This is a genomic window from Synechococcus sp. R6-7 (assembly GCF_047461695.1).
Lineage (GTDB): Bacteria > Cyanobacteriota > Cyanobacteriia > Thermostichales > Thermostichaceae > Thermostichus.
In genome coordinates this window covers 1-3,449 of record NZ_JANSHS010000351.1, presented here as the reverse complement: position 1 = coordinate 3,449, position 3,449 = coordinate 1, and the positions used below count along the sequence as shown (strand labels likewise).

Annotated in this window: 2 protein-coding genes and 1 pseudogene; 2 read left to right on the top strand and 1 reads right to left on the bottom strand. The window is 58.5% G+C overall.

What is annotated here, in order from left to right; translation table 11 throughout:
• Positions 1-2,121: pseudogene (locus tag NW815_RS10490) on the bottom strand (hypothetical protein); the annotation flags it as partial.
• 557 nt (positions 2,122-2,678) lie between these two features.
• Between NW815_RS10490 and NW815_RS10485 the strand changes: the two are divergent.
• Positions 2,679-2,978 carry a ferredoxin gene (locus tag NW815_RS10485; protein WP_011433206.1) on the top strand — a complete coding sequence of 100 codons (300 nt, stop codon included), beginning with the start codon at positions 2,679-2,681 and terminating at the stop codon, positions 2,976-2,978.
• Between the two features lie 177 nt (positions 2,979-3,155).
• On the top strand, positions 3,156-3,449 hold a 294-nt coding region (locus tag NW815_RS10480; RefSeq protein ID WP_414415986.1), incomplete at its 3' end, for a hypothetical protein.

Genomic DNA, 3,449 nt, shown 5'->3' with positions numbered 1-3,449 from the left:
GACCGTGATGGCCGATGGCGAAGGAATGGCAGGAGTCACCCGAATCTGGCCAGCAAAGGGGATGGTAAATGGCCCTGGGAAGGTAGCCTCGTCTCTAGATACGGAGGTGGAAGTGGCAATAACGGGGGAACCTCCTGCTCCTGTCACCGTTACTGTAGCACCAGCAGGCAGGCCTGGGATAGTGATCGTCACACCGGCAGGCGTAGGCGTAGGCGTGGGAGTAGGCGTTGCCGGTGGCGCGCCTCCAGGCTGGAACTGCAGACCGGTCCCTGGGCCGAAGCCCACTGCCAAGCAGAGGGCATCCGACACCCCGCCAAAGACAGTAGAGGTGAAAGGAGCTGTATCCACGAAGTTCAGAAGGTTGCCCGGGGCTCCCGCCAAGCTTTCTTGGCGACCGCACATGGCAAAGCCAGGAATGGGCGTGGGCGTGATGGTGTTGTTGAAGAAGGCCTTGAGAATGGTGCCCTCCCCACCCAGGGCCCCCGCCGCGGTTGGCGTGAGGTCAACGTCGGGACGAGCGTAGACAGCCAGAGTGCCCTGCGGCGGCAGGTTGAAGGTGTTGCCCGTCACCGAAGCTGTGGCAAAAGGAGCCAGAGTTCCCGGTGCCTGAGTCTGCCGATCCACAATGGCCGCAATGAAGTTCGGGCTGCCGATGGAAGGCTCAAAGCGGTTCTCGCGAATGGTTACCGCGTTTGGCTCAGCCGACACCACATGCACGCCGGCAACGGTGAAGCCGCGCAGCAGGTTTTCGTAAACCTCCGCCTGCGAGAAGTCGCAGACTTGCACAGAGACGTAGGCATCTGACCGAGGGGGCCGCGTGAAATCGTTGAAGGAGACTTCCACGTTGCGGGTGGTGAGGTTGGCTAGGCCACACTCGCCAATGGCTACTTGGTAAGGTCTAGCCGGCCCACCATCGTCCGGATCTCGGGAAATGCCAGTAATCCGGAAGCCGTTGCCCTCCGTTCCGCCCAACGTGGCATCAGCGGCCAGGATCTTGACTGACTGCACTGTGCTCGTGCCGTCAATGGAGTTCAAGGTCAAGCCGGGCCTGTTGGCGGGCAGAACGATTTCTTCCTCGTCCACAAAAGATCCGGGGCCAGCCGTTACCGTTGGGTTGGGACCGGCCACTTCGGCAATCGCGCGGGTGATGGAGAGGTAAACGTTGCTGGTGTTGCTGTTAAACACCAAGCCCGTGTTTCTAGCAACGATGTCACGGCGCTCCGCGGCATTGAGGCCGCTGCCTCGCTCGTCGCGGATGGCATAGACGTTGGCCGCCGCAGCTCTGATGTCGTTGCCGGCAAAGGTTACCAAGCTCAGCCCTGTAACGGCAGGCTCGATAAAGATGCCAGCCGAGCCCGCACCCACACCCTGCGGCACCTGCGGCACCAAGTTAATCAACTCAGGTCGCACGCCATCGGGAGCTGCAGCGTAGCCCAAGAAGATGTTGTTGGTCTCCACCCGCAGGTTGATGCCTGCGTTGTCGCCGGCAATGCGAATACCCGCTGAGTTAGCTGCGCCAGCCACAAAGAGGTTGGAGCGGGTTACTGTCAGGTTCTTAGAGGTGACGCCAGCAGCAGCTGAGCCAAAGCCAATGGCTACCCCACGGGAAGCTGGAGGGGTTCTTGTGGGGGAGAGAACGATGTCAACGCCCGTAACAGTAACTTCTGTGGCCTCCTCAGCGTTAATGCCGTACTCAATCGGTGCCAAGGAGCGGGTGTTGAGAATGCTGAAGTTCTCCAGGACAACGCCAGCGGCATTGCTGGTCACCTGTACCGGAGCGCCCGTTTCCGCACCAACCACAACCGCGTCGTCCACCAGACCCGTAGCGCCACGTACCGTCACGTTGCTGCGGTTAATCACAATGTTCTGGCGATAGACACCCGGCTGCAGAACGATGGTCAAAGGCTGCGTCCGGTCAGAAGTGGCAATGATGCGACTGATATCGCTCTCAGGCGTAACAACCACCCTGCCTGCTGGGGCTGGAGTGGGAGTTGGGGTAGGAGCTGGAGTCGGAGTTGGAGCCGGCGGCGGAGGTGGAGGAGGCACAGGCACCACAGAGCTGGTACTGTCTTCGCCACAGCCTGTCAAGATCACGGGCAGAAGCACCACGGCAGACGCCAAGGTTAGAGAACCAAGTGACTTCAACAGCCACTTATGCGTTTTTCCGTTCATTTTTCTCCTCTTAACCAAAAAAGTAGGGTTCGGCTGAACACTTCCCTTAACTTACCCGATCAACCAACCCGAAGCAACTGAGAAGGCTAAGGGCTTGATACTCGGATGGGAGACGCACACACGCCTGTGTCAGCGGTTGCTCTGGTTACTCCGTAAATCATACAGTCAGATCCGCCCAACTTGGCAAGTCTTGCCATTTTTTTTTCCAGGTGCAACCCAGGAGCTACAGGGATCCCTGCCAAGTCCAAGTTGAACAGAGAGGATTGCGGAAGAATGACCGGTGGGATCTGCGGCAGTTCTGCCATCGGAGCCGAGGTTCACCCTTCATGCAGACGCTGCGGGCTAACAGCCCTCTTGAGCAGCCAGAACCCTTACCCGGCAAGCTTTCCCGGATCCACCTGCAAAAAACCGGAAGATTTGCCTATTTCCTCACAAAAGGGTGCTTGATCTGGGGCAGAAGGGTGGCAGGATGAGGAGTGGATGTTTTTTCTGGAGACCCAACCAGGATGGCTACCTATAAGGTCACTCTGATCAACGAGGAGCAAGGCTTAAACGTCACCATCGATGTGCCGGATGACGAGTACATTTTGGACGTGGCGGAAGAGCAAGGGATCGAGCTGCCCTATTCCTGCCGCGCCGGTGCCTGTTCGACCTGTGCCGGCAAGCTGGTGAGCGGCACAGTGGATCAAAGCGATCAGTCCTTCCTGGATGATGATCAGATCGAGCAGGGCTATGTGCTGACCTGTGTGGCTTACCCTACTTCCGACTGCACCATCATCACCCACCAAGAAGAAGCCCTTTACTGATCGAGCTTGAATTTCCGTCCTCACCCCCGGCCCCTCTTTATTAAAGAGAGAGGGGTTTTTGTTTTGGGTGGCCCAAGCGCTCCGCGCCGCTGACACAGCCACCCCCAGCCCCTCTCCCAGGGCAAGAGGGGAGATTCAGGGTGGTAGGATTTCCTTATTCTGCAACACCCGACAACCATGACGCCTGAGCAAGAGCAGTGGCTGATTCAAGCCATCCAAGAGTTACAAGCCTCCCAAAGAGAATTGCAGGCTGCCCAGCAGGAGCTGCGCCTTGTCCAACAAAACCAGCAGCTCCTCATTCAAGAGCTGCGGGAGGGACAGGCAATGCTGGCGCAGTTCTTTCGCGAGTCAATGGATCGGTTTGACGAGCGCACCCGGGCTATTGAACGGCGCACGGAAGCTCTGGAACGGCGCACCGACCAAATGGCGGAGGAGATGAGAGAGATGCGGCAAGAGATTCGGGATCTGCGC

What these genes read in the sequence shown, in the direction of transcription:
- NW815_RS10485 (WP_011433206.1), top strand. Translation starts at nt 2,679, where the DNA reads ATGGCTACCTATAAGGTCACTCTGATCAACGAGGAGCAAGGCTTAAAC.